The organism is Halorubrum sp. FL23 (genome assembly GCF_052439115.2).
Taxonomy (GTDB): Archaea; Halobacteriota; Halobacteria; order Halobacteriales; family Haloferacaceae; genus Halorubrum; species Halorubrum persicum.
In genome coordinates this window covers 334014-354252 of sequence record NZ_JBQVRO020000003.1, presented here as the reverse complement: position 1 = coordinate 354252, position 20239 = coordinate 334014, and the positions used below count along the sequence as shown (strand labels likewise).

The following is a 20239-nucleotide window of genomic DNA, read 5'->3' as shown; positions in this document are numbered from 1 at the left end:
CTCAGTCACCGCCGTCTTCGATCTCGGAGCGGGCGACGGCCGCGCCCGCGTACTCCAACACTTCGGCGGCGCCGTCCTCGGAGTAGCCGCGGTCGACTAAGGCGTCGACCCACGCGCTCCGCTCCTCGTCGTCGAGGTCGGTCGCGGAGACCAGCGCCGAGAAGTTGATGTTGTGCTTCTTGTCCTCCCAGAGCTTGCGCTCCAGGGCGCGCCGAAGCCGGTCGTTCTCCCGCGGATCGAAGCCGCGCCCCTCGCGAGCGCGCCGGGAGACCCAGTTCGACACCTCTTGGCGGAAGTCGTCCTTGCGGTCGGAGGGGACGTCGAGCTGCTCTTCGACCGCGCGCAGGAACGTCTCGTCGGGCTCGGTCTCGCGGCCGGTGAGCTCGTCGTCGACGGTGTCGTCGTCGATGTACGCCATCACGTGGTCCATGTACTTCTCGCCCTGCCGGCGGAGCTCGTCCACGTCGTACGCCAACGCGTGTCTCACGTCCTCGATGGCGCGCTCGCGGTACTCCTCGCGCACGGTCTCCAAGAGCCGCTCGTAGCGGTCGAGGTCGCCCTCCGCGATCGAGCCGTGGCCGCCGAGATTCGCCTCGAAGTGGTCGAAGACGGACAGCGGGGAGAGGTAGGTGCGGTCGCGGTGGGTGGCGTCCATGATCGCCTCGGCGATCTCGTCGCCGACGAACCGCGCGGAGATGCCGTCCATCCCCTCGCCCACGTCGGCGGACTCGGCGGCGTCCTCGCGGATCTTCCGGCGATCGATCTCCTCGTCTTCCAGCTCCCCGTTGTACACCTTCGCCTTGTCGAGCAGGCTCACCGTCTCGTCGGTGGGCTCCTCCAAGCGGGTGAGCACGCCGAAGAGCCCGGCCATCTCCAGGGCGTGCGGCTCGACGTGGACGTTGGGCACGTCGGCGTTGTCGAGCATCTTCCCGTAGATCTCCGCCTCGCTCTCGTACTCTAACACGTACGGGTAGTCGATCCGCTTGGTGCGGTCGTTGAACGCCTCCATCTTCTCGTCGCCGGTCTTCTCGCGGTACTCCGGCATGTTCGTCCGCCCGACGATCACTTGGTCGATGTCGATCCGCGGGTTGTTCTTCGGCTTGATCGTCGACTCCTGGGAGGCGTGGAGGAAGTCGTAGAGGAACTCCCGCTGGAGCTTGAGCAGCTCCTCGCCGGAGAACAGCCCGCGGTTCGCGTTACAGAACGCGCCGGCGTAGTCGAACGCGCGCGGGTCGGACTCGCCGTAGACGGCGAGCTTCGCGTAGTTGACGTCGCCGGTCAGCTCCGTCTCGTCCTGGTTCTTCTTGTCTTTCGGCTCGAACGTCTCGATGCACTCCCGGCGGTTCTCGTCGGCGACGAGCCGGACGACTTCGACGTGTTCGTCGAGGACGCGCTCTAAGTCGTCGTCGTAGTGTGCGAGCAGCTCGTTCAGGTAGAACTCGGAGGCCGGGTCCGGATGCTGGTCGTTCCGGAGGGTGTAGGGGGCGTCGAGCCGCTCGTTGAGCTCGTCGATCACGCGCTCTCGCTGTGGGCGGGGGATGAGCACCAGGGGGTCCTGATTCATCGGCGACCGGACCACGTCGTCGCCGGGGTCCTGGTCGTCGATCACGGAACAGAGGTCGACCCAGCGGAAGGTGTACATCCGACCGGCCTCCTCGCGGGAGTACGCCTCGAAGTACCGGCGGACCAGCCAGTCGAAGTGCGACTTCCCGGAGCCGACGGGACCGAGCAGGAGCTTGATCCGCTTCTCGGGGCCGAGGCCGCGCGCGCCGGACTTCACCTTGTTGACGAACTCGTGGATCGCCTCGTGGACCTCGCGGCCGTAGAAGACGTTCTCGCCGTCGTGAAGGGGATCGTCCGCGGCGAGCGCGTACTCGACGACGCCGTGTTCCTCGTCGTATCGGGTGCCGTAGTGGTCGAACATGTCCGCGACGCGCTGGTGGGCGTTCCGCGCGATCCGCGGCTCCTCGTACAGCGCGTCGAGGTACCAGTCGAACGGGCGGGGTTCCCGGAGGTCGTCCGGGACGTTCGTCCGGTACTCCTCGCTGAGCCGTTCGAGCGTGTGTCGGTCTGACATTGTATCTGGTCTCCGGTCGCTCGGACGGGCGGCGATCCGCCGTGACCGTCCCCGACGCGCGGCGGCACGGCTCTGCGTGCCTGAGACGACGGCTCATCGAGCCGCGAACGCTGCTGTCGTCGAGGGCGACCCGCGCCGGATCGCCGTTCGCCCGTAACCGAGGGTATATGTATGGGAGGGATTCGCACGCATAAGTGTGTCGCCCGTTGGCGGTTCCCACGATGTCCGATCGCCGTCGGTGCCGGCAGTTTGGGCCACCTCAGCGGCCGTAATCGCCCTCATTTCGACCGCTTTCACGTCGCCGCGGCCGAAAGGGGCTGGACGCGAGTCGGTGCGGGGTCCGACCGCGGGCGAAACCGGAAACGTCGCCCCCGGAACGTACCCTTTTGCGGTGTCCCCGCCGATTTCGGGCGTGACGTTCAGTATCTGCGTTCGCGAGCGGTACACGGACGACGACGGCGCCGACCGGATCCGGTACGGCGTGGCGGTGACCACGCGCCTCCCGGGGGTCGGGACCCTGTGTCCGTTCGCGTCGGCGGACGGCGCGGTGGCGACTCAGTCGCTCGTCAACGTCGACCTGGGGCGGAAGGGGATCGAGTACCTCGCCGACGGCCTCGCGGTCGACGACGCCTTGGAGGCGCTCTTGAACGCCGACGAGGGGAAACCTCAGCGTCAGCTTCACGGCGTCGACGCCGACGGCACGTTCGCCTTCTCGGGCGACGAGTGTAACGACTGGTACGGCCACGTCGTCGGCGAGAACTACACGGTCGCCGGCAACCTCCTGACGGGCGAAGCCGTGATCGACGACACCGCGGCCGCCTACGAGTCGGACGCTCACGGCGACGCCCCGCTCGCCGAGCGACTGATCGACGCGCTCGCGGCGGGCCACGCCGCCGGCGGCGACAAGCGGGAGGACCTGGCGGTCCAGTCCGCGGCGCTACAGGTGACGAACACGGAGCACGAGACCGACGACCCCTACTACAACGACCTCCGCGTCGACGCGAGCGAGACGCCGGTGGCGGACCTCCGCGAGACGTACGAGACGGCCAAGCGCGGCTACGAAGCCGTGATGGCGAAGTACGCAGACGGGGAGTAAGGGGCGCCGCCGGCTCGCTACACGTCCAGCCGCGCGAGGATCGGCAGGTGGTCCGACGGGTATCGCCCCCGGTCGTCGCGGTCCGCGAGCGTCGCGAACGCCTCGACGCCAACCCCGGGCGAGACGAGCGCGTGGTCGATCCGGCGCCCGTCGATCAGTCGCGCGAAGTCGGTGAGACTCGTCTCCGGGCCGTGTCGGAGGTCGGCGGCCGCGGCCGCGTCGCGGAGCTCGACCCGGTCGCCGCCGGCCTGAGCGCCGGCGACGCCGCCCCTCTCCGCTTCCGGATCGTCGCCGACGAGGATCCGATGCGGCTCCGATCCCGGCGTACAGTTGAAGTCACCGACGAGCACGGTCGGCGGCGTCGAGCCGTGACCGTCGCCGGCCTCCTCGGTCCCGCCTCCCGCGATGGCCGGGAGCCGCTCGCGGAGCAGTCGGGCCGCCTCGCGGCGCGCCCTCGCGGCGACGTGGTCGAAGTGCGTGTTGGCAACGAGGACCACGGTGTCGTCGTCGACGGCGCGGACCCGCGCCCACGTCGCGATCCGCGGATGGGCGGCTCCCCAGCTGATCGACGGCTCGTCCGGCGTCTCGGAGAGCCAGAACGTGTCGCTGTCGACGACCTCCCAGCGATCGGCTCGCACGGCGATCGGACACCCCTCGCCCTCGCCGTCGGCCTTCCGCCCCCGACCGACGAACTCGTATCTCGGGAGTCGCTCGCGCAGGTCGCGCCGCTGGCCGGGTACCGGCTCCTGAAAGGCGGCGATGTCCGGATCGTGGAAGCGGACGAGTCGGCCGACGGCGTCACGACGGTCGTGCCACGCGTCGTGGTGGTCGCCCTGGTTGGCGTAGCGGACGTTGTAGCTCAGCACCCGGATCGCGGTCATTACGATGGGGGTCGCAGGGGAGGCGATTAAAAGCGTGGGAACGGGCACCGTCCGATCGCTCCGACTGCCCCCGCACCCGGCACGAACCGCCGGCGACGTATCCAGCGGCGCGGCGGGCGACGCGTTTCGTCTCCCTTACGCCGAGAACTCGTACAGCTCGTCGCCGACGTGGTGGATCGACTCGACGACTTTCCCGCTGTCCCCGGCCATCGCGTCGCCGTCGACCAGCGCGCGGCCGACCGCGAGCACCTTCTCGTGGGTTTCCTCGGCGATGACGACGAGGTCGCCCTCGCGGATCTCCGGGTCGGCCTCGACGATCCCGGGTCGCATCACGTCGGCTCCGTCGGAGACGAACGAGATCGCGCCCGCGTCGACCGTGACGATCCCCGTCTCCGGCTCGTAGTCGTTCGCGCCGCGGACGGTGAGGAACGGCTCGTCGTCGTCGACGTAGAACACCGCCGGGTCGCCGTCGACCAGCACGAGCTCGTAGTTCGCGTCCACGAACTCCACGAGCTCGAAGGTGTCGCCGTCGATGTCGACTCCCAGATGGTCGCCGACCGCCTCACGGATCGCTGTGATGTCGTCGCTCCGGAGGTGGTGCCGCGATTTCACTTCCATGCGGGCCCAGTCGGCCGCTCGGCCGATAAATGGACCGCTCCGCCGGTGCCTGCCGGGTCGAGTCGCCGGGAGCGCCGGGGCTCTCACGCGGTTGGACCGATCAAAACGGCCTTAAACCACCTCTTCTAATCCGTTGGTATGCTCAACCCGCTCATCACGAACGTCGCGAACATGCCCGCGATCGTTCTCGGGGTGATCGCGACGCTGCTGGTCGTCTTCATCAGCAGCCTGAAAGGGACGGGGTGGGAGCCCACGACCGACATCTCGGATGAGGTACTCCAACGACGCGCCTCGGCGGTCCCTGAGACCGAGTTCCCCGAGCCCGGGAACCGCGCCATCGGCGGCGGCGGTGGCGGCGGCGGAGCGATCCCCGCCGGCGGCGAGGGTGGGGAAGGCGAACTGGAGGACGGCGAGGCCGGCGGCTCCGCCCCCGGCGACATCCCCGAAGACGAGGTCGAGTACTTCGAGGTCGAGTTCGTCAAGCAGGGCGAGACGGTCGAGCTCTCCAACGACCAGCCGATCCTCGACCAGGGCGAAGACGAGGGGTGGGACCTCCCGTACGCCTGCCGACAGGGCCAGTGCGTCTCCTGTGCCGGTCGGATCGCCGACGGGCCCTCGGAGGACTTCGTCGAGCACGACAACCAGCAGATGCTCGAAGAGGCCGAGATCGACGACGGCTACACCCTGACCTGCGTCGCGTACCCCCGCGACTCCTTCAGCATCGAGACGGGCGAGGCGCCGTAGGCGTCGCCCGGTCGGTCGCTGCGTTCCCCTCGCACTTCCGTTCCTCTCCGCCTCTTCGTCCCCTCCGCGTTTCCGCTCTTCCCCGCGTTTCCGCTCCTCCCATATCGACCGCCCGCTCGCGACACCCTTTTTCGCTTCTCGACCGAACGTCCGGTATGTCCGTCATCACGGTCCTCGGCGTCGGTGCCGCCGCGCTCCTCGCCGCGATCGCGGCCGCGGTCGTCTACCGCGACGCCGAGTCGGTCGGCGTCGACCTCGGATCGCCGCTCCTCTGGGCCGCCTTCGTCGTGGTCACCTCCGGCATCGCCGTCGTCACCGTGCTCCTCGTCCCCGACGCGCCGATCCCCGGCGTGCTCGTAGTCGCGGCGCTGGGGCCCCTCCTGTACCTCCTCGAGCGCGACGACTCGATGCACGGCGACGGACCGGCCGACCCGACGCGCCTGCCGAACGACGGGGAGGAGTCGGACCGCCCGGACGAGTGACCGCCCTGCGGCGTGACGAACCGCCACGCTCCCGCGGGATCGACGATGACACAGTTCCTTTCTCGCTTTCGCCGTGCTCGCAAACCGCAAGCTTCCATAGGCTCGGTCGCAAAGGATAGGTAATGAGCGACGAGAGCCTCGCGGACCGGGTCGAGGAGTGGATGGTCGGACAGATGCCGATCATCCAGATGCACGGCGGCACGAGCGTCGTGCGCGAGGCCGATCCCGAGAGCGGCGAGGTCGTCGTCGAGCTCGGCGGCACCTGTTCCGGCTGCGGCATCTCGAACATCACCGCCGACAACATCCGCCGGGACCTGATCATGGACTTCGACGAGGTGGAGAACGTGACGGTGCGGACCGCCTCCTCCGGCGATCAGGGCGCCTCCACCGTCGAGGGCGGCCGCGGCGGCGAACTGAAACACGAGACCGAGTCCGCGAACCACTTCTGAGACGCTCCTCGCGGAGCGCTCCCGCCGCCCCTACAGCGGCGTGAACGGGAGCGTCGCGAGCGAATCGGCCCCGTAGTCGAGCGCCTCCGCCTGCGAGGTTCCCTCCGGCGTGATCAGGTCGATCACGCGGGGGGCGTTCCCGGCCGCTCCCTCGCGCGCCCCGCCGAAGATGAAGCCTCCGGCGCTCTCCTGTACGTCACGGAACGCGCCGTAGTCCTCCGAACCGACCGCCGGAAGGACCTCCCAGTCGGCGATGTCGGCCCCGCTCACCGCCGTCTTCGGTATCGAGACGACGGCGACGTTCGACTCGACGTCGGCGAACCGCTCGGGCGTCCCGTGGCCGTTCCCGTCGGCGTCGACGACGCTCCCGGCGAAGCCGCTGGCTGCGACACGGTACTGCCACGGCTGGGCGAACTCGGCGGTGACGCTCAGGTCGCCGAGCTCGGTCGTCCGTCCGCCGTCGGCGTCGGGGTCGCGCAGGTAGACGACGAAGTAGTGCGGCGAGAACGTGCCGCCGAACGCGTCGTACAGGTCCTCGACCTCGAAGGCGAACCGGTACTCCTCGTCGGTCTCTAAGACGCGGAACGAGCGCAGGTCGAAGGCGCCCTCCCGGAACGCTCCGTCGGTGGGATAGGCGTACTCGCCCGGCCCGTCGTCGTCGCCCGCCGGGTCGGTCAGTTCGGCGACGAGGTCACCGGGCGCCACCGTCACCGTCTCGGCCGCGAGCTCCTCCCCGGTCTCGGGGTCGCGAACGGCGACGTCGTAGGTGTCGATCGCGGTGATCCGGTAGCCGAGCGCCACCGTCTCGTTCGTCGCGTTCGGGGGGAGCCGGACGTTGGCGAGCGTCTCGACCTCGCCGTCGACGACGACCTCGACGTTCGTGCCGCCGACGAACCCGGCGTCGTTCGACCCCGTCGCCGTGATGAACGGCTCGTCGAGGTCGGCCTCGTCCGCGATTTCGATCGAGAGGTCCTGCTCCGGCCGCTCGTACCGCGGGAGCCGACCGATTTCGTCCCCGCGACCCGGACGCAGTCGGACCGCCGCCCCGCCGCTCGGTGCGGTCGACGCGAGCAGCGTGGTCGAGGGATCGACGACCGCCTCGTCGATTCGCGTCGCGGTCGGGTCGGCGTCGACGCCGGCGCCCACCGCGTCGCCGTAGATCTCGGCAACGTACTTCGGGCCCGAGCGGTCGCGTCCGCGACGCTTCTCGCTTCCGTTTCCGCGCCCGCGGTCCTTTCCGCGTCCACCTGCGTTACCGGGCGCGTTGCCGGAATTTCCGGGCGCGTTACCGGAGTTGCCGGGCGCGAGGAAGTCGAGGGGCACGTCGACCGCGCGGCCCGCCCCGTCGGTCATCACGCCGAGGAACCACTCCTCGCCGTGCCGACGCGCGATCGCGAGGTAGTCGCCGATCGCGGAGCCGACGACGCGGGTCTCGTCCCAGCCCGCCGCCGGCACCGCCTCGACGAACCCGAACTCCGGCTTCGCGTCGAAGTTCTCGTTTTCGGGGACGTACCCCTCGTACTCCGCCGGGATCGGCGACGGTTCGCCGGGGGCGGTGACGGACACCGCGTTGAGGTTGAACCCCCCGACGTCGCCGGTGAACCCGTCCTCGCCGTCCTCGTAGTCGAGTTCGACCGCGACCTCGTTGTCGCCGGCGGCGAGCTCCACCTCGGTCGTGAACACCTGCCAGTCGTCCCAGTAGGCGGTGAAGGCGGGCTCGATCGTCTCGGTCTCGCCGTTGACCCGGAGCGTCGCCCGCGGCCCCCCGGCGTCGATCACCCGCCGCGCGTTCTCCTCGGGGGCGCTCGCGTACCGGAGGTGGAGCGAGTAGGTTCCCGGTTCGTCGACGCCGCGCACGACGTACCTCACCGACGAGCCGCTCGGCGCGCGGTTGGGATCGACGGCGACGTGGTTCGTGCCGAACGCGTCCCGCCACGTGTCGTCGGTGACCAGCCCGTCGCGGTCGCCGGCGGCGGCCTGAACCCCCTCGCCGACGCCGAACGTCTCGTCGACGTACCCCTCGATCCGGTCGGCGGCCATCTGGAGCCCGCTGAGGTACGTCGGGTACATCGCGAGCTGCTTCGCGCGGGTCGTCTGGATCTGATCGCCTCGGTCGTCGCCGAAGGTGATGTCGAAGATCCCCGGCTGGAAGCTCACCGGTCCCGCGAGATTCCGCGTGAACGGGAGTGTGACGTGGTGATCGCGGCCCACGTTCGATCCGAGCTGGCCGAACCCGTCGTACTCCTGTGCCTTGACGACCTCGCGGTTCGCCACGTTCGGGTAGGTGCGGATCTCGCCGGTCGGCTTGATCCCCTCGTGGATCTCCAGGAGCTGCCGGTTCGCGGCCGCCTCGCGGATCACCAGCCGGTGGTGGTTCACCGCGAGCTGGTTGTGCTGGTTGTGCGTCGGCTCGGCGCCGTCCCCGTCGATCCCGAGGCCCGGGTCGGAGACGTACCCGTTCTTGATCGAGCCGATCCCCTGGCTCTCGTAGCCCGCGAACACGTCCTCGTCGACGATCGCGGACTCGTATCCGGGGAGGTTGCCCGCGGTCTCGTTGTGGATCGTCATCTCGACCGGGTCGGGAAGCGACGCGCCGAACCCGGTTACCTCGGGCACGTCGAAGTCCGGGTACGAGTCGCTGACGCCGAAGCCGAAGCCGGAGCCGTCGCCGGGGTAGGTGTCCCACCCCTCGTTCCACCCCTCGACGAGCACGCTGTCGATCCCGTTCTCGCTCGCGAACCGCATGTACCGCTTCATCCGCTCGGTCCGGGCGCCGTGGACGTAGCTGGCGGGATTCCCGCCCTCGCCCGCGATCGCGCCGTCGGACTTGTACTCCCAGTTGGCCGAGCCGGCGATCATCGTCCACCAGATACCGACGTACTTCCGGGGCTCGATCCAATCGGTGTCGGCCGCTCCGCCGACCGTCGGCAGCGCCGACTCGTCGAGGGGATCCGAGAGCAGCGGGACGAGCTGCGACTCGATCAGCTCGCCGGGGCGATCGACCAGCTGGATCGTCCGCCACGGCGTGGTCGCCGGGAGCTCCAGCGACGCCTTCGTCCCGTCCGGCAGCGGGGTGAGTTCGGTGCGGAACCCGGTCCCGCCGCCGTCGTCGCGGGGGGCGAGCGTCGCCGCGGCGTAGTCGTCGAGATTCGACTCGTGAACGCTCAGGTACGCGTCGCCGGCGTCGACGGTCAGGGGCGTGTGCGCCCCCGTCCGCACCGGCGTGTCGGTCGGTCGCGTCTCGCGGGTCCCGCCCGGAATCTCCGAGAGGGGCGTCTCCGCGTACTCCTGTTCGAACCGCGGGTTCGTCACCTCGTTCGCGATCCACCACGCGTCGTAGTCGGCCGCGAACTCCACGCCCGTGTTCTCCGTCTCGATCACCGCTCGGTCCGCGTTGCTCGCGAAGCCGTCGCCGAGGACGACCCGCAGTCCGACCCCGTCGTCGAACACCCGAATCTGGAGGGTGGCGCGGCGCCCGGCGGTGGCGTCCGCGTCGGACTCCGCTTCGTCGCTCGCCTCCGTCAGCCCGACGCTGAGCTGTTCGTACGCTTCGGACACCTCGTCGAACGCGCCCCAGACGGGGTCCCACGTCTCGGTGGCCGTCTCGCGTTCGGTGCCGGTGACGGTCAGCGGAACGTCGCTCCCCCCCGTCGCGCTCGCCGCTCCGAACGCCGGCTGATTCCGGAACTCGAACCCGACCGGCGACGGCTCGACGTACGTCGTCCCGCCGCGGGCGACCTCGTAGGTCGGCGTTCCGTCGGCGACGTCGACCGTCACCGCGATCGATCCGTCCGGCGACGAGACGGTCTGTACCGCGTCGTCGTCGCCGTTTACTACCCCGTCGGCGGCCGACCCGGACACGTCCCGCGAGTACGCGGCCGCGGCCACGAGCGCGCCGACGCCGCCGAGGAATCCCCGACGGCTGGTCTCTTCAAATTCGTGCTGAGATTCTTTCTCACGCATTCCGGATCGGTCGTGTATGCGATGAATGATAATGTTATTGTAACGAACGAGAGGTGTTTCGTCCGTCCGTAACCGAGTAAAAATATATGCGACGCCGCGGCGGCGGACCGGCGCTCCCTTACAGCGCGTTCTCGAGCGCCGTGGCCACGCTTCGGGCCTTCTCCGCGAGCGACGCCGGTACCGTTCCGGCCGCCTCCGCGTCTCGCAGTTCGTCGTCGTCCACGCGTTCGACGGTCCCGTCGGGGTGTTTCATCACGTCGACGTGGAGGTCGACGTAGCGGGCGGCGTCCGGGAACACCTCGACCGGGGTACAGACGTTGACGTAGGTCCCGCGCACCGTTCCGTCGCGCCCGCGGTACGTCGTCGGGTACCACCACCGGCCCTCCTTCAGACTGGTCTCCGCCACGTCACCGGCTTCGCGGGGGACATCCAACCCGTCGTAGGTGCCGCCGCCGGTCATCTCGCGCTCGACCGTCACCGACCCCTCGGCGTCGACCGCGGTCACCGTCGCCTCGCCCAGCGTGATCAGCCGCCCGTCGGGCTTGCCGTGTTCGAGCCGGATCGCGTCACCCTCGGTCGGCCCGAACGCGTCGGTCACGACCCCGAACGGGAACGCGGCGTCGGCGTCGGGGTCGCAGAGCGCCTCCGCGAGGTCGACCCCCGCGGACGCGTCCGCCGACCCCGCCTTCACCCGGTGGTGGCCCGGCATGGTCGCGGTCGCCTCGCGGCGGCGGTCGTCGAGCCCGAACCGGCTCTCGCGGCCGAACCACACCCACACGCCGGCGTTCGGGGTCGCCAGCGTCTCCGCTTGGACGTGTTCCGCCCCGTCGAGAACGCCAACGCCCCCGACCGCGTCAACGGCGTCGTTGAGCCCCTCCGCGGCGTCGACCGCCCGATCGAGTCCGGCCGCGAGCGCCTCGGTGTCCGCGTCGATCGCGGGCGGCTTCCAGACGGCGCGCCACCCGTCCGGCGGCTCCAACTCCAGCAGGTCGAGCATCCCCGAGAGCTCTCGGGCCGCCTCGTCGTTCCGCACGTCGACGCGCGTGCCCGACCCCGGTTCGAGCGCGACGAGACCGTCGCCCGCTCGCAGCGACCCGTCGAGTTCGGGTCGGCGCTCCGTCCACGGCGCCGCTGACTCGCGGACCTGCACGCGCACCGGATCGCCCGTCTCGACCCGGTCGTCGACGCTTCCGTACGGGAGGTACCCTTCGACGGTGCCGTCGCCGTCGCCGACCTGAAGCCGGACGACCGCCCCGCCGCCGAGGGTCTCGGTCACCCTCCCGTCGAGGACGGTCCCGGGCGGGGTCGGGTCGGTCCACGCCAGCGCGTCGAGGCCGGCGTCGGTCAGGAGACCGCGGAGGCGCCCGACCGCGTCCGGGTCGCCGTGCGCGCCGACGCCCTGCCGGTCGTCGGTGGTCGCGATCCGCGCGTCGGGCGGGTTGCTTCCGAACTCGGCGTCGAAGCGCCGCCGGATCGGCGCCGAGGCGTCGACGACCTCGTGGCCCGCGTCGAGCAGGGCCTCGGTGAGCGCCGTCGCGTAGATGCCGCGCACCCGGACGTTCATAGCTCGTCGGGGTCGCGCGCGAACCGGACGCGGTCGTGGACGGTCGCGCCGAGCGAGAGCTCGACGAGGACCGGCGTCTCGTCGCCTCGCCCGCTCCCCTCGTCGCCGCCACCCGTCGCCCGGAGCACCCGCCCGCCCTCGATCGGGACGCCCCAGCCGTCGAGCGAGAGGTAGCCGCGGAGGTCGCTCCCGTGGGTGAACAGCTCCACGTCGGCCGTCGCGTGCTCCTGTCTCTCCGCGGCGCTGTGTGCCATCTCCATGTCGGAGTAGCAGGGCCCCGTCGGCTCGAAGAACTCCCGGAGGCGGTCGGCGTCCTCGTCGACGAGCTCGGCGACCCGGTCGGACGCCGTCGCGATCGCGTCCGCGTCGAGTCCCGCCTCGCGGAGGGCCCGCTGGGTCCGTGCGTCGAAGTGCATACCGGCCCTTCGGCCGCCGCGGTTTCAATCCTGTCGGCCTCCGTCGAGCGCGTCCCGGCCCCTCCCCGACCTCGCCCCGATCCTGCCTCGATCCCGCCTCGATCCCGCCCCGATCCCGCCCCGCCCGCATCCCGACCGTATCCCGACCGCGCCCCCGAATCCCGCCACGGCTTAAGTCGCCTCAGTCCGAACCCGGTGGCATGCCATCTCGATCGGACCCGGTCGAGTCGCGCGCCGACGACGACCGCGACCTCTACGACATCGCCACGTGGGAGGAGCGAACCTCCCTCGACGGGCTCTCGGTCGCGTTACACTGGCTCATCACCCGGTCGGCGAAGGCGCTCGTCGTCTTCGTCGCCCTCCTCGGACTCCTCGCGATTCTCGGATCCTTCGGGCTCAGCCTCGTGTTCGACCCGGCGGTCGCGATGCTCGTCGGCCTCTCGGCCGTCCCCGCTTTCGGGCTCGCCGCGTACGTGTACGTCTCCGACGTGACCACCGGGGAGCCGCTCTCGCTGCTGGTGGCGACGTTCCTCCTGTCGATCCTCACCGCGACGTTCGCGGCGGTGCTCAACAGCGAGCTCCAACCCTTCTTCAACCCGCTCGGCTTCCCCGGGCTCGTCCTCTTCTTCTTCGTGATCGTCGGCCCCATCGAGGAGTCGGTGAAGCTGCTCGCGGTCCGGCTGTACGCGTACACCGACGACCGGTTCGACGCGGTCATCGACGGCGCGGTGTACGGCGCCATCGCCGGCCTCGGGTTCGTCGTCATCGAGAACCTGGTGTACATCGCTCAGAACGTCGAGCTGGGGGAGCTGTCGCTCAGTATCGCCGCGCTCGGCGCGGGCGACGGGATCACGGCGCTCCGCGCGCTCGCCGGGCCGGGTCACGTCATCTACTCCGCGTTCGCGGGGTACTACCTCGGGCTCGCGAAGTTCAACCCCGAGAACCGCGGCCCGATCATCGTGAAGGGCCTCGTCATCGCCGCCGTGATCCACGCGCTGTACAACTCGCTGGTCGGGCCGGTCACGACCGTGGTCTCGGTGGTGACCGGGCTCCCGCGGGTCGCCGCGCTGTTCGTCTTCGTCATCCTGTTCCAAGGCGCCTTCGGGTACGTTCTCGTCCGGAAGCTCCGGCGGTATCGAGACGCGTACCTCGAAACGCGCGACGCGGTCGACCCGGCCGTCGAACCCGAACTGACCGAGTTCGAGGACTGACGGGGGTGTCGTCGGGCCGGCTCTCTCGGGCCGGCGGCTTATTCCGGCGGCGAGTCGACGCGGGACCGGTCGCCCGTCCCGCCGGTGAGCGCGCTCGCGAGCGCGCCCTTCACCACCACCTCGTCGCCGAGTTCGGTGAGCCGCACTTCGGGGACGTTGATGAACACCATGTCGGCGAGCTTCTCGCGGATCGGGTCGAGCACGCGCTCGGGGTTGTTGAGCGCGACCGCGCCGCCGACGCTCACCACGAGCGGGGCGTACGCGTGAATCACGTTGGCGACTCCCATGGCGTTCCAGTGGGCGACCTGATCGATCACGTGGTCGGCGAAGATGTCCTCGCCGGCCGCCTCGAACACGTCGACCGCGGAGAAGTCGGGGTCCTCGATCGGCAGCGAGGTCTCGATCGGATCCTCCTCGTGGAGCTCGCGGGCGTACTTCGGGATGTTGTTGCCCGAGCAGTACCCCTCCCAGTGGCCGTCGAGACCGCAGCCGCAGGTCATGAACCCGTTCGGGTCGACGGTCATGTGGCCGACCTCTCCGGCGTTGCCGTCCCATCCCGAGAGCACGTTGCCGTCGACGGCGACGCCGGCGCCGATCCCGGAGGAGATGGTGAGGTACACCATGTCGTCGGGGTTGCGCTCGGAGTGGAACCGCTCGCCGATGACGCCGGCGATGGTGTCGTTGTGGAGGTGGACCTCGTCGGTTTCCAACAGCTGCGAGACGGGTCCGACGAGGGGTATCCGCTCGATGGTGTCCGGGAGGTTCGCCGGGCCCTGCACGACCCCGGCGGCCAGATCCAGGGGCCCGATCGAGCCGATCCCGGCCGCGACGGCCGCGGTCGGGTCGATGCCGGCGTCCTCGCACGCGCCGCGGATCACGCCGAGGACGGCCTCGGTGACCGCGATCCCGTTCGGCCCGCGCGGGGTCCCTCGCGAATCGGATCCGAGGATCGTCGCGGTCTCGTCGCCGACGACCGCCCGGACGTTGGTCGCTCCGAGGTCGGCGCCCACGTAGTACATCGGATAAACCCGCGAACCGGTATCACTTAAGCGGGACGCTTCGGGGGGAGACGCGCCGGCGCGCACCGCTCTCGGGATCGCGCGCGTCGGCCTCCCGAATTCCGGAATTTCGGCCGTAACGACGCTGATACCCGATTACGACGCCGAGCGCACGAACGTCACCGGGCAGGGCGACGAGAGCAGGACCTCCTGCGCCACGCTCCCGAAGACGGCCTTCCCGGTCGGCGACCGGCGGCGTCCGCCGACGAGGACGCGGTCGGCCCCGACCGCGGACGCCGCCTCGACGACCTCGTCGGCGTGGTCGCCGACGGCGCCGCGGATCGAGTGCGACACGCCGGCCTCGGTGAGCGCCTTCGAGAGTGTCCGCGTGGTCGTGTGTCGCTCGGCGACGGCGTCCGGGGTCGACCCCTCGCTCGCCTCGTCGACGCCCAGCCGCGACCTGACCTCCTCGAACTCCTCGTCGGCGAACACGTGGGTCAACACGATCTCCGCGCCCGCGGGCTCGGCCACGGCGATGGCCTCCTCCGCGAGCCGTTCTGTCCGCGCTTCGTCTTCTGTCCCGACCGCTAGCATGACCGTCTCGATGCTCATACTTCACCTTCGCCCCCTGACGGCTTAAACGATCCGAATAATTAACTCGATTCTGAATAAACTTTACACCGATCGATCCTGACGTTCTCCGCCCCGCGTCGGACGCGTTCAGTCATCCACGGTCTCGAATCCGCGACTCCGGCCGTCGTCGACGGTCGAGAACCGCGAGAACCCGTCCGCGTCGCTTCGACGGACCGTCAGACGGCGGCGCGAGCGACTCCGGTCTCCGGGTCGAACGTCCACTCCTTCGTCTCCGGCTCGCCGTCGACGCGCTCGTACGCCGTGCCGTCGACGCTGAGGACGGACGGCGGCTCCGCGAGTCGGGCGACGCGCACCTCCGTCACCGAACACCCCCCGGGGGTCTCGACGCGGACCGCGCCCGTGTCCGGCTCCCGGACCGCGGTGATCGTCCCGCTTTCCCCCCCGGTGCGACCGTGGTACTCGAAAGCGACCGCCTCCGGCTCGCCGTCCGGGTCCGATTCGAACTCCACGCGGAGCCGCAGGCTCCACGGGCCCTCCCCCACGTGCTGGCTCGCTTCGCGGGTCGGCACGATGCTTCCCGCCCGAACGAACAGCGGCACCGTATCGAGCGGCACGTCGCGGTCGAGGACCTGGCTCCCCGCGTACCGCTCTCCGGTCCAGTAGTCGACCCACTCGCCGTCCGGGAGGTAGATCTCGCGCCGGCCGTCGTCGGACAGCACCGGCGCGATCATGAGCTCTTCGCCCACGTAGTGTTGGGTGTCGATCGCCCGCGCGGCCGGGTCGCCCTGATGCTCCAACACGAGCGGACGCATGACCGGGAGTCCCTCGCGGCTCGCCCGCTCTCCGTACGCACAGAGATACGGTAACAGGCGGTACCGCTCCTCCGCGTGCTCGCGGACGATCCGCTCGGCCCGCTCACCGAACTCCCACGGCTCCCGGGGCGTCGTCCCGTGGAACCGCGCGTGGCTGTTTCCGAGGAGCGCCCACTGCGCCCAGCGGACGTACAGCTCGGTCGAGGGCGTGCCCCGGAATCCGCCGATGTCGGCCGCCCAGAACGGGAACCCCGACAGCGCGAGGCTGAGCCCTCCCCGCAGGCTCGCGGCCATCGACTCGAAGGAGGTGTTCGGATCGCCGCCCCAGTGGATCGGGAACACCTGATCGCCCGTCCACGCGGCGCGGACCCACAGCGTCGGCTCCGTCCCGGCCGATCGCATCGCGTCTCGCACCGTCCGCTGGTACGCTCGGGGGTACCGGTTCCGCATCGCCGCGCCCGTCCGCCCGTTGGCCAGCACCGCGTCCCGCGGCAGGTACTCCCCGAAATCGAGCTTGAAGGCGTCCACCCCGAGCTCGGTGAGCTGTCGGTGTCGCTCGGCCCACCACTCCCGCGCGTCCGGGTCGGTGAAGTCGACGATCGCTCCCCTGTTGTCCGCGCTCAGCCGCGACAGGACGTACGGCGATCCCGACCCGTCCTCGACGAAGTATCCCTTCCGCGCGAACTCCTCGAACAGCGGCGAGTCGACCTGGACGTAGGGGAACTCCCACAGCGAGACCCTGAACCCGTCCGCCGCGAGTCCGTCGATCATCGCCGCCGGCTCCGGGAACGCGTCCGTGTCCCACCGCAGGTCGCACATGTCGTCGAGCGACATCCACGCGGGGTCGATATGCAACACGTCGCAGGGAATCGACCGCTCGCGGAGCCGCGCCGCGACGGACTCCACCTCCTCGCGGGACTCGTAGCTCAGCCGCGACATCCACACGCCGAACGTCCACGGTTCGGGGCGATTCGGTCGCCCCGTCATCGCGGTGTAGCGGCGGAGGATCGACTTGAACTCCGGACCGTGCACGAACACGAACCGGAGATCGTCATCGTCGACGCGTATCCTGTTCGTCACCGACGACGACGCTCCAACGTCGAAGCGCGTCCGGTGAACGGTGTCGACGAGGAGGCCGTATCCCCGCGTCGAGACGAACCACGGGACGTTCTTGTACGCGCGCTCGGTCTCCGCCCCGTTCGGCTGCGTGATCCACGACTCGATTTCGCGGCCGCGCTTGTCGAACTCGGTGAACTTCTCGCCGAACCCGTAGATCCGTTCGTCCGGGCGCAGCGCGAACGCGGTTCGGGTGGTGTCGACCCGGAGGGGCCACCCGTTCACGACCTCCTCGTCGAACCCGAGCGGTCGGCTCCGCACCGCCCCCTTCGCGTTCCGGTCGGACCGCTGCTCGCTCAGCAGCGATCGGCCGTCCGCGTCGGACACGTCGAACGCCCACTCGTCGGTCCCGACCCGGAGGGTCAACGCCGACGTCTCGACGAGAAGGGCGCCCTCGGTCTCGGTGACCGAAAGCGACACCGGCTCGCGGATCGCTTCCGGCGCGTACGTCCGGGGCCCCTCCGCGGCCGGGGCTTCGGGGTTCGTCCGCAGCTCGAACCGAAATATCCCCGGCGCGTGGAACCGGATCGACACCGGGACGGTCCGCGTCACGTCTCGCTCGTCGGCCTCCACCGCACACGAGAGCGTCACCGTCCGATCGCTCACGTCGTAGGAGTCGACGGCGGACACGACGATCGCTGACATGTGTCGCGGTTCACCCCCCACCGACTTTTGTATGCCGGTCCGATCGGTCTCGGACCGGCCCGGTGAGCAGTTGAGCGCCTATCGGTGGATCCGCCGCGTGAAGGCGAAGACGAAGAGCGCGATCAGGAACGCGCCGATGAACCCCTGAATCGCCGAGAGCGCCTCGACGAACAGGGTGGCGCTGTCCGGCGCGCCGAGGACGAAGGCGACGAACGACTGGAGCGAGAACACGAACGCCTCGGTCACGGTGTACTCCGTTTGGAGGGGGTCGGCGGCCCAGTACGTGGCGCCGAACGCGGCCACGACGGCGAACGAGGAGAGCACGACGAGGTACGGTCGCTCACCGTACCCTGTCGTCGTGGCGAGCAGCGCCGACCGCCCCCACCGCGTCGCCGCCGCGATCCGACCGATCGGGCCGGCGCCCCGGGTAAGCGCCTCGTGCCGGTGCTCGTACCGGTGCGCACACATCTCCCGGTAGAAGAGCGACCCCGCGCTGGCGTTGTCGCCCGCGTCGTCCGCCCCGCTCTTCGCGTACGCGTACGTCGCCTGCAGCGAGTCGTGGTCGAACTCGCGGCCGTGTCGGGGACACGCCGGGTCGTCGACGATGAACCGCCCGTCGTGTTCCGATCCGTCGCCGCAGTAGCAGGGGAGCGACATGGGGTCGACGCTGAACCGGTGGATCCGATGGTTGGCGCCGTCGAGGTCGAGCGCGTCGTCGTCGGTGAAGTCGAACCCGTCGTACTCCGTTCGGTGGAACCTGACTTGGTCGATCACCGTCGTGTCCGAGTCGCTCTCGAACCGCACGTTTCCGAGGGTCGTTCGGTGCGCGTCGTATATCACCGACCCCTCATCGCTGGGAGGCTGATCCAGCGTCCCCGTCTCGACCGTCGATCTCGCCAGATCGACGTACGCGACGCTCCCGTCGGTGTCGGGGTTCTGAAGCCGCAAGCGACCGATCTCCCCCTCGCGGACGCGAATCTCGCGACCGAACGCGATATCGTTACACGACAGTCGCCCGGTGATCACCGCCATATCCGCGGTTACGCGACCGGCGGTCGGTTCCACCCACCGACCGTCGGCGTCCGGGGGACTGTCGGCGAGGTTCGCGTCGTCGAGTTCGACGTCCCCGCGACACACCAGCCGATCGAGGCTGAGGCGCCCGCCGATGTACGACCGTTTGAAGTCGACCAGGTCGACGCACTCGCACGCCTGCAGCCTCACGTCTCGCCGGAACCCCGCGTCGTCGAACATGACGATGTCGCGGAAGTCGGCCGTGAGAAACGAGACGTGATCGCAGAACCGCGCGTCGCCGAAGCTCGTCGGATGGTCGAACTCGGCGTCTCGGAACAGCGCGGGGCGCCGGAACGTCGTCCCGTCGAACCGGACGATGTCGGCGAAGTCGGCGTGCGTGAAATCGATCCCGAACGGGATCTGTTCGAGGGCGGGATCGAGCACCTCACGGCCCGGAGACTCCGGCGGCGCGGCCCCGGAATCGAACACGGCGCCCGAGAAGTCGATCGGCTGTCTGAACTCCGTGCGGCGACACGAGACCGCGCCGATCGACGCGTGACGGAGATCGATCGTCGATCTGCTCTCCCCGCCGACGACCTGTGACTCGAAATCGAGAGGGTCGAGCTTCGCCCCGATGAACTGAAGCCGTCGCCGCCGCCGCTCGGGGTCGGCCGCCTCGTTCGCCGCTTCGATTCGACGGATCAGCAGCGTCGAGACGGGCTCCGCGTCGGGCCCCCGCGCTCCGGGGTCGCGGTGAAACGCGCAGTAGTCGGCGTCTCCCTCGGCGTCGTGGGGGCAGCGCCAGGCTCCGTCTCGAACGCCGGGCGTCGACGCGTCGATCCCCCAGTTCGGCGTCTCGTCGAGCCGCGGGAACGACTCGCGGTAGTCGGGGACCGGGAGGACGTAGCTACACGTGCCCTCCCGTCGGTCCGCGTTCGGCCCTGTGGTGTCAGGAACAGTCCCTCGCGTCACGGCTCGCTACCTCGCCGGAGACCACTAAACTGTTTGCAACCTCGCAGTTCCTCGGCGGCGACTGCCGACCCCCCGGCGGCGCGCGAACCGTTCAGTAGTCGGGGGCGTCGTCTTCGACTTCGCGCTTCAGCGAGTCGCGGCGCGACTTCGCGTCGCGGCCGGTCGCCTCCAGCAGGAAATCGTTTTTCGCGTCGACCGCGTCGGCGGCGGCGTCGGCGTTCCCCTCGGCGATCACGTCCTCGGCGGGGCGCTCCTCGAAGTGCACCGCGAGCTTGTCCTTCTTGCTTCCGTACTCGGCCGCGCCGGCCACGACGCGGTCGAACACGGGGTTGTCGGGGTCCTCGACGACGTACAGCTCGTGGCCCTGCCACTCCTCGGTGTCGGTGATGTCGCCGAAGTACTCCTCGACGGAGCCTTTCAGGTCGGGCATGCGGTCGTCCAGATGCTCGCCGCGTCGCATCTTGTACTCCTTCATGCCGCGTTCGTTCGACAGGGGGCCGTAAACCAGTTTCGTCACGGGGTCTTCGTCCGGTTCGCCGGCGGATAGCGATCTCCGGGCGAGCGAACGCCCGGGGAGGAGCGACCGCGAC

16 protein-coding genes are annotated in these 20239 nt (G+C 69.9%); 5 read left to right on the top strand and 11 right to left on the bottom strand.

All coding sequences use genetic code 11. The annotated features are described in order from the left end of the window. Position 1: 1 nt before the first annotated feature. Positions 2 to 2077, bottom strand: a complete 2076-nt coding sequence (locus ACT4MF_RS05840; RefSeq protein WP_444682015.1) for a PrkA family serine protein kinase — start codon at positions 2075 to 2077, stop codon at positions 2 to 4. Positions 2078 to 2489: 412 nt separating this feature from the next. On the opposite strand from ACT4MF_RS05840, the gene ACT4MF_RS05835 reads away from it, so the two are divergent. Continuing rightward, on the top strand, positions 2490 to 3173 hold the full coding sequence (locus tag ACT4MF_RS05835; protein ID WP_444682014.1) for a DUF1028 domain-containing protein: 684 nt from the start codon (positions 2490 to 2492) through the stop codon (positions 3171 to 3173). Positions 3174 to 3190: 17 nt separating this feature from the next. Here ACT4MF_RS05835 and ACT4MF_RS05830 read toward each other — a convergent pair whose 3' ends face one another. Together ACT4MF_RS05830 and ACT4MF_RS05825 are read right to left on the bottom strand one after the other, a co-directional pair. Further along, a complete protein-coding gene (locus ACT4MF_RS05830; RefSeq protein ID WP_444682013.1) occupies positions 3191 to 4054 on the bottom strand; it encodes an endonuclease/exonuclease/phosphatase family protein in 864 nt (287 codons plus the stop codon). A 135-nt stretch (positions 4055 to 4189) separates the two neighbouring features. Beyond that, complete coding sequence (locus ACT4MF_RS05825) at positions 4190 to 4672, bottom strand: RNA-binding protein (protein ID WP_099255349.1); 483 nt, start codon at positions 4670 to 4672, stop codon at positions 4190 to 4192. A 138-nt stretch (positions 4673 to 4810) separates the two neighbouring features. Here ACT4MF_RS05825 and ACT4MF_RS05820 point away from each other — a divergent pair, with 138 nt between their 5' ends. From ACT4MF_RS05820 to ACT4MF_RS05810, 3 genes are all read left to right on the top strand, one after another. Beyond that, on the top strand, positions 4811 to 5416 hold the full coding sequence (locus tag ACT4MF_RS05820; RefSeq protein WP_444682012.1) for a 2Fe-2S iron-sulfur cluster-binding protein: 606 nt from the start codon (positions 4811 to 4813) through the stop codon (positions 5414 to 5416). Between the two features lie 155 nt (positions 5417 to 5571). Further along, positions 5572 to 5898 carry a hypothetical protein gene (locus ACT4MF_RS05815; protein WP_099255347.1) on the top strand — a complete coding sequence of 109 codons (327 nt, stop codon included), beginning with the start codon at positions 5572 to 5574 and terminating at the stop codon, positions 5896 to 5898. Positions 5899 to 6020: 122 nt separating this feature from the next. Then, on the top strand, positions 6021 to 6347 hold the full coding sequence (locus tag ACT4MF_RS05810) for a NifU family protein (protein WP_099255346.1): 327 nt from the start codon (positions 6021 to 6023) through the stop codon (positions 6345 to 6347). A gap of 30 nt (positions 6348 to 6377) precedes the next feature. On the opposite strand, the gene ACT4MF_RS05805 is transcribed toward ACT4MF_RS05810, so the two are convergent. The 3 genes from ACT4MF_RS05805 to ACT4MF_RS05795 form a co-directional block, all read right to left on the bottom strand. Next, positions 6378 to 10310, bottom strand: a complete 3933-nt coding sequence (locus ACT4MF_RS05805) for a glucodextranase DOMON-like domain-containing protein (RefSeq protein WP_444682011.1) — start codon at positions 10308 to 10310, stop codon at positions 6378 to 6380. Positions 10311 to 10428: 118 nt separating this feature from the next. Next, entirely contained in the window at positions 10429 to 11874 is a 1446-nt protein-coding gene (locus ACT4MF_RS05800) for a ribonuclease FAU-1 family protein (RefSeq protein ID WP_444682010.1), read from the bottom strand. Further along, positions 11871 to 12290, bottom strand: coding sequence for a DUF7532 family protein (locus tag ACT4MF_RS05795; protein WP_444682009.1), 420 nt, complete (start codon positions 12288 to 12290; stop codon positions 11871 to 11873). Before ACT4MF_RS05795 ends, ACT4MF_RS05800 begins: the two co-directional genes overlap by 4 nt. Before the next feature lie 200 nt (positions 12291 to 12490). On the opposite strand from ACT4MF_RS05795, the gene ACT4MF_RS05790 reads away from it, so the two are divergent. Further along, the gene (locus tag ACT4MF_RS05790; RefSeq protein ID WP_444682008.1) at positions 12491 to 13501 is read left to right on the top strand and encodes a PrsW family intramembrane metalloprotease; all 1011 of its coding nucleotides are present in this window, start codon (positions 12491 to 12493) and stop codon (positions 13499 to 13501) included. A 38-nt stretch (positions 13502 to 13539) separates the two neighbouring features. Here the strand turns inward: ACT4MF_RS05790 and ACT4MF_RS05785 are convergent, their stop codons facing one another. The 5 genes from ACT4MF_RS05785 to ACT4MF_RS05765 form a co-directional block, all read right to left on the bottom strand. After that, positions 13540 to 14520, bottom strand: coding sequence for an ROK family protein (locus ACT4MF_RS05785; RefSeq protein ID WP_099255773.1), 981 nt, complete (start codon positions 14518 to 14520; stop codon positions 13540 to 13542). Positions 14521 to 14655: 135 nt separating this feature from the next. Then, on the bottom strand, positions 14656 to 15111 hold the full coding sequence (locus tag ACT4MF_RS05780) for a universal stress protein (RefSeq protein ID WP_099255774.1): 456 nt from the start codon (positions 15109 to 15111) through the stop codon (positions 14656 to 14658). Between the two features lie 197 nt (positions 15112 to 15308). Then, positions 15309 to 17666 (bottom strand): TIM-barrel domain-containing protein, encoded by a 2358-nt coding sequence (locus ACT4MF_RS05775; RefSeq protein ID WP_444682007.1) that lies wholly within the window; start codon positions 17664 to 17666, stop codon positions 15309 to 15311. Positions 17667 to 17744: 78 nt separating this feature from the next. Continuing rightward, positions 17745 to 19649, bottom strand: a complete 1905-nt coding sequence (locus ACT4MF_RS05770) for a pentapeptide repeat-containing protein (protein ID WP_444682006.1) — start codon at positions 19647 to 19649, stop codon at positions 17745 to 17747. 91 nt (positions 19650 to 19740) lie between these two features. After that, positions 19741 to 20124, bottom strand: coding sequence for a DUF5611 family protein (locus ACT4MF_RS05765; RefSeq protein ID WP_099255777.1), 384 nt, complete (start codon positions 20122 to 20124; stop codon positions 19741 to 19743). Positions 20125 to 20239: the final 115 nt, after the last annotated feature.